Source organism: Palaeococcus sp. (in: euryarchaeotes) (genome assembly GCF_053987695.1).
This window is the reverse complement of record NZ_JBMXHE010000068.1, coordinates 1-4,955: the sequence shown is the minus strand read 5'-3', so window position 1 is coordinate 4,955 and position 4,955 is coordinate 1. Positions and strand designations below refer to the sequence as shown.

The window sequence follows — 4,955 nt, the reverse complement described above, 5'->3', positions numbered from 1 at the left end:
GCCACTCCATGCGTGTTTCTTCTCGCTAACGAGTCCCGCCCATGAATAAATCCTTAGCCCTACGAAACTCTCATAGTGGCCCGCTACGTATGCCTCTCCATCGAGCACGACAACTCCTGAAACGACTGGCTGGACGGCATCATTTTCCTGAAGATCGTACGAGACGGAGCTTCCATCCGGCTTCACGAGGTACAGCTTGTGACCTTCCCAGTCTATTGCGGCCGCCAGACTCCCGTCCGGAGACAGGTCCATGAAGGGTATTCCAGCAGTTGATACATTCCATATGGGGCTCATATTCCATCGGTTGCTGGTTTGTGTGGATGATGTGGTCTGCTGGGGTGACACTGTGTTTTCTGAAGATGAATTCGGATATGAAATTGAAGATGAACTTGGAAGTGAACTGGAGGAAGGTACTGTCTGTGTCCCTTCCTCCGAACCTATGCACGCCGCCGAGACCACTACGAGCGAGAGAAGAAGGATGCAAAGAAAACGCTTCATCAGATCACCTTCTCGAGTTTGAGGTCTTTAAGCTCAATGTAGGCATAGATTATGGTTTCCTTCCCTGTGCTGCTGTCTTCAAATGAGTAATAGCCCTCCCCCTCAACAAGCAGGGGCAGATAGGGTGAGAACTTGCCCTTTCCGTCCATTGAAACGCCTTCGGGGGTCCCCTGATACTTCCACTGGAAGTCCACGAGTTTAAAGGTCACCCCGGAGAACGTAGCGGTTCCGTCCGGGTTGGTGCTCCACTTCCAGCTGTGTCCCTGCATGTCGCTCCACACCCCGCTCTGGGGAACGAGGACGTTGACATCTTCCCATTCGTGCCAGATTCCAAAGTTGAGAGTTGCAACCCATCCTATGTAGAGGTTAACCAGATCCTCGTTGAGCTCCTCAAAGGTTTCCTGATCTCCCTCAAAATAGGGGAACAATCCTGTCCGGAAGGGCGATGGATTCATAAAGAGGAATTTTTTCCCCTTATATTCGAGCTCTATTCCAACGAACTCCTTGTTCTGGTTGTAAGGTGATACCATGCTCAACCACATAACATCCCATGGATAGAGAAAGGCACCGCTCTGGTTTGACACATACCATACGGTGATTGTGAGTTTATCATTCATGGAAACCGCCATAACCGGCGTTACAAGCGTTTCATAGGCATAAACCTCATGTTCCCCAAGATCAACCTTATTCATCTGCATATCCTGTCCATATACATGAATCTTGGTCTTTTCCACACGTTTTTCCAGAATGTATTTATAAGTCGGTGAAGTCTGGTTTGGCTGTATCCTATAGTCATATTTGTAATATGTGATGAGATACTCGGCACCGTTAATCTCAATGGGAGCGTATTCCCATGGGTGGCTCCAATAGGCTTCCTCTCTGGGTGTCGAAGTCGTTGTAGTGGAGGTTGTGGTCGTGGTAGCTGTCGAAGCCGTGGTGCTCGACAAAGTCGGAGTGTGTGTTGACGAAGGGCTTGAAGTTGGAATGGACGAAGTCGTTGTAGTGGAGGTTGAAGATGCAGTGGTCGTTGAAGGGGTGCCTGTGGATGTCGATGTGCCACCCGTACACCCGCTGACCAGGACAAAAACTACAATCAATAACGCCACCAGTAAACCTGCACTCTGTTTCATGGATATCACCCCTTACAGTCCGCAGAGAAAGGAAAGCGGACTTATGGATAAATACATAATGGAGAGTTATGCAGGATAAATATAAATAGTTTTCTAACACTTTAAATGAAATTGCAGCATTCGAAAAATATCTAAAAGTTAAAACCCAAGTAGTTGCGGTTTCTTTAGAACATCGAGAAAAGACGGATATTTAATACCCTTTTCCTCCCCAATCATGCAGGGCAAATCAACTATAAAAGGAACCTTTTTAATTATCCCGATATCGGAGCTTGCCACAACCTCAAAATCCTTCAAATCGTGATCAGGCGCCTTTGAAAGCCTGGCACCTCCGGAAAGCCCGAATTTTTCCATGAGCTCCCATGTAATCCTCACCACCTGCCCGCTCTTACTCACAGGAGCGTCGTATAAAAACCAGACCTCCGAAGGTCTCAGAAGCTTTAAAAAACCCAAAAGGAGCTCCAAATTTTTTGGAGTTTGGACGTTAAGGGTATATCCTCCTCTGCGTTCCAGATCCCTCAAGAGACCATCCTCACAGAGGATTGCCCTTCCCTCCAGCAGGGATTCAAGGGTTATCAGGACATTGAATCCATCAATACCCAGAACACTCCCTTCTATTTCTTCCTTCTTTAGAAGTTTTTTCTTCCTCTCCTCGATTTCGGAATCGGAAAAAACACATCTCGCTAAAAAATGCCTCTCCTTTAAAGCCAGCGTATAGTGGTTGGCAACGAAGTCCAGGGCGCTCTTCTTCTTGTAACCTCGATTTAAAAGGTATTTTAGATCCTCATATGCCAAAAATAAAGGAGACATTAGATCACCTTCTCAAGAACTTCCTCTCCTGCATGTATCCTTATCCTCACCTTGTCCGCCAGCAAGGAGCTTTTAACCTTCTTTGTAAGAATTTCATCAACCTGGAATATCCCTGCTAGGTGCTTCATCCATATCTCGATTAGAATCGGATTCTCCTCATCCCCCTCTTTAATTTCAACTCTGTATATCGCGAGAGCCGAGACAGCATGAATGTCCACTTTATCTGTTTTGTATGTTAATCTGCTGCGGCCCTCCTCCATATCGCAGCCATCCGCTATAGTTACACAGCTCCCCTCGATTGTGGTGCATGAAACGGCTTCATCGTGGGTATAGATGGCGTTGAGTGTTAGAACCTTCAAAAGAAGCCAGTCTTCCCTTTCGAATTTTCTGGCAAGCTCCTCAATTATGGGCTCCGCAAGGAATACGCTGAACTCATAGTGGTTATCCCTGTGAATCATGTTCCCGATATCATGGAAGAGAGCTCCAAATATGACTATGAACTTGCTCCATTCAAAGGGCTTCCCCAGTGACTCGGCAGTCGTTTGGATATTGAACTCCTTCAAAATCCGCAGAATTTCCAAAGCTCTTCTTGTTGTTAGCAAAACATGTATAGAACCATGATCGTTGAATTGATAAATGTTCAGGACTATATAATTCGTTGTGTCAAAATAGTGCCGGTATTCTCTGTAAGCCTGCTCATAAATCGTGTAAAGTTCGTCATTTTCCAAAAGAGTTCTTATTTCGTTAAGCAAAATATCCTCTTCGTACATTCTCCCACCGTTAGAAAAAACGCAGAAGAGAATTTAAAAGTTATGTAAAAGGAAAAATTCAGGCAGCCTTGCGCTCCCTGTATTCGTAAGCCACTTCGCCGTCCACTATCACGTACACCTCATCCTCGACGTCCACGTAGTGCATTATAGGTTTATCTACGAGCTCAAATGCCTTCTTCAAATCCTCTCTTGAAGCAAGAACCACCTTCTTTCTGACCTCGCCGGGGAATCCCTCTATTATGTAAGCCTCGAGATCCTTGAACCTTCTAGGCGGTGCCTGTGCCCTTATTGTATAAATCCCCCCCATGAGGGGTGTAAGAAATATCAGGGCAAGCAGGGAAAACACTTTTTTGGCTGTACTTGCTCTCATTGTAATCCCAAACTTTGTTACATAGTTCTCCTTAGTGATTCTACTTGTCAAAGTCCTTTGAGAACGTTCCTCAGTGTTCGTGAAATAGTAGAGTCCTGCCGAGCTATCCTTAATCAAGCTCATATTTTGCTTGAAGTTCTCCTTAACCTCCCTACCGGCTATTACACCTATAACATTAACGTTGGTCTCGAAAATTACCCTTCTGTTCACCCTTTTTAATCCAAGCTCCTTTATAATCTCAGCCGTTTTGTTATCGAGGGTGCTCATGTTAAGATTGAAGTTCACCATGAATTCACCATTTTTAAGGTCTCCTTCCTTCTTAAAGAGCTCCTCCTGCCAGAGGACAACCTCATCCTTTCCCTTGCTGACTGTATAGAGAACTTTGCCCGTTAAGGTGTAGTTTCCTCTAACCACATCTCCAGGAACGAACTTATAGTGGTAGGTGAACATAAAGCTCTCCACAAGAGGAATTGGATATTCTTCTCTGCTTAAAGTGTTCCCGTAAAGTGTATTATTCTTCAAAATGGCAGTGTGCAGCAGTACACCCCTCTGAGAATACTGGCCCACCTTCTCGGTGTACGTGCTGTGGGGATGAAGGCTCATTGCCTTCACGGAATAAAAAGAAAAAACGAAAACAAGAACCACTAGAATGGCTAGCACTTCTCTCCGCGTGATATATGCCTTTATGCGCTCCGTTATTATTTTTTTATCAATTTTCATCTTCATAATCCTCCATATCTAACAATTCCAAGGAGTTTTTACTCCCAAAACATTCACTCGTACATCCACCGCGTTTGAATACCAAAACATTAATTCTACTGCCTCCCACTTGGTTACAGTTCTTTACGATAGGCTTACTTGCTAGAAGGTAAAGTTTTGATTTGCGGTTTCCTAACATTATCCCATCCGTATGCTCATCCATTTCAAGGGTGGCTTTCTCATTGTGAACCAGGTGAAGCCTCCATTTCACGAGAGTTTTTCCATTTTGAAGAGGAACAAACTCAACCGTCCCCTTTGAGGGGGTATAATCCGTAACATTGAACTGGCTTCCTATCCTCTGTACGACCAAGAAATCTCTTTCACTCCCTTTGTTTTTAATCCAAACCCCCGTAGTATAGTCCCTCGCCGTCCCTTCTGGAAGGAAGAGTTTGCCTATGCATCCCTTTAAGTAGCTGTGAACCCTAACACAGCATTTCCCATCATCGCATCCAACAGCCTGCACTACAAGGGAGTTACTCCTAATATCAAACCCCTTTATAGTGGCGCCATCATTGAGGGGATACCTACCACATGAAGTGAACTCTTGCTTTCCAGCTGGATTCTTCTTCGTATATATCAACATATCTAAATAAGCGCTTTCTCCTGCCTCTAAGCTCACAT

At 45.0% G+C, this 4,955-nt stretch carries 5 protein-coding genes and 2 pseudogenes; 1 reads left to right on the top strand and 6 read right to left on the bottom strand.

All coding sequences use genetic code 11. From position 1 onward, the window contains the following. Positions 1-294, bottom strand: a pseudogene (locus ACXJGZ_RS05920) (hypothetical protein); the annotation flags it as partial. A gap of 52 nt (positions 295-346) precedes the next feature. Between ACXJGZ_RS05920 and ACXJGZ_RS05915 the strand changes: the two are divergent. Next, complete coding sequence (locus tag ACXJGZ_RS05915) at positions 347-520, top strand: hypothetical protein (RefSeq protein WP_456398606.1); 174 nt, start codon at positions 347-349, stop codon at positions 518-520. Here ACXJGZ_RS05915 and ACXJGZ_RS05910 read toward each other — a convergent pair. The 5 genes and pseudogenes from ACXJGZ_RS05910 to ACXJGZ_RS05890 all read right to left on the bottom strand — a co-directional run. Continuing rightward, positions 498-1,628 (bottom strand): hypothetical protein, encoded by a 1,131-nt coding sequence (locus ACXJGZ_RS05910; RefSeq protein ID WP_456398604.1) that lies wholly within the window; start codon positions 1,626-1,628, stop codon positions 498-500. The two genes, ACXJGZ_RS05915 and ACXJGZ_RS05910, sit on opposite strands and share 23 nt — an antisense overlap. Positions 1,629-1,766: 138 nt before the next feature. Further along, positions 1,767-2,435, bottom strand: a complete 669-nt coding sequence (locus ACXJGZ_RS05905) for a DUF434 domain-containing protein (RefSeq protein ID WP_456321397.1) — start codon at positions 2,433-2,435, stop codon at positions 1,767-1,769. After that, entirely contained in the window at positions 2,435-3,205 is a 771-nt protein-coding gene (locus ACXJGZ_RS05900; protein ID WP_456398602.1) for an HD domain-containing protein, read from the bottom strand. Before ACXJGZ_RS05900 ends, ACXJGZ_RS05905 begins: the two co-directional genes overlap by 1 nt. 58 nt (positions 3,206-3,263) lie before the next feature. Next, positions 3,264-4,295 (bottom strand): DUF5305 family protein, encoded by a 1,032-nt coding sequence (locus ACXJGZ_RS05895; RefSeq protein WP_456326933.1) that lies wholly within the window; start codon positions 4,293-4,295, stop codon positions 3,264-3,266. After that, positions 4,285-4,955, bottom strand: a pseudogene (locus ACXJGZ_RS05890) (hypothetical protein); the annotation flags it as partial. The gene ACXJGZ_RS05895 and the pseudogene ACXJGZ_RS05890, both read right to left, overlap by 11 nt.

What these genes read in the sequence shown, in the direction of transcription:
- ACXJGZ_RS05910 (WP_456398604.1), bottom strand. Translation starts at nt 1,628, where the DNA reads ATGAAACAGAGTGCAGGTTTACTGGTGGCGTTATTGATTGTAGTTTTT.
- ACXJGZ_RS05905 (WP_456321397.1), bottom strand. Translation starts at nt 2,435, where the DNA reads ATGTCTCCTTTATTTTTGGCATATGAGGATCTAAAATACCTTTTAAAT.
- ACXJGZ_RS05900 (WP_456398602.1), bottom strand. Translation starts at nt 3,205, where the DNA reads ATGTACGAAGAGGATATTTTGCTTAACGAAATAAGAACTCTTTTGGAA.
- ACXJGZ_RS05895 (WP_456326933.1), bottom strand. Translation starts at nt 4,295, where the DNA reads ATGAAAATTGATAAAAAAATAATAACGGAGCGCATAAAGGCATATATC.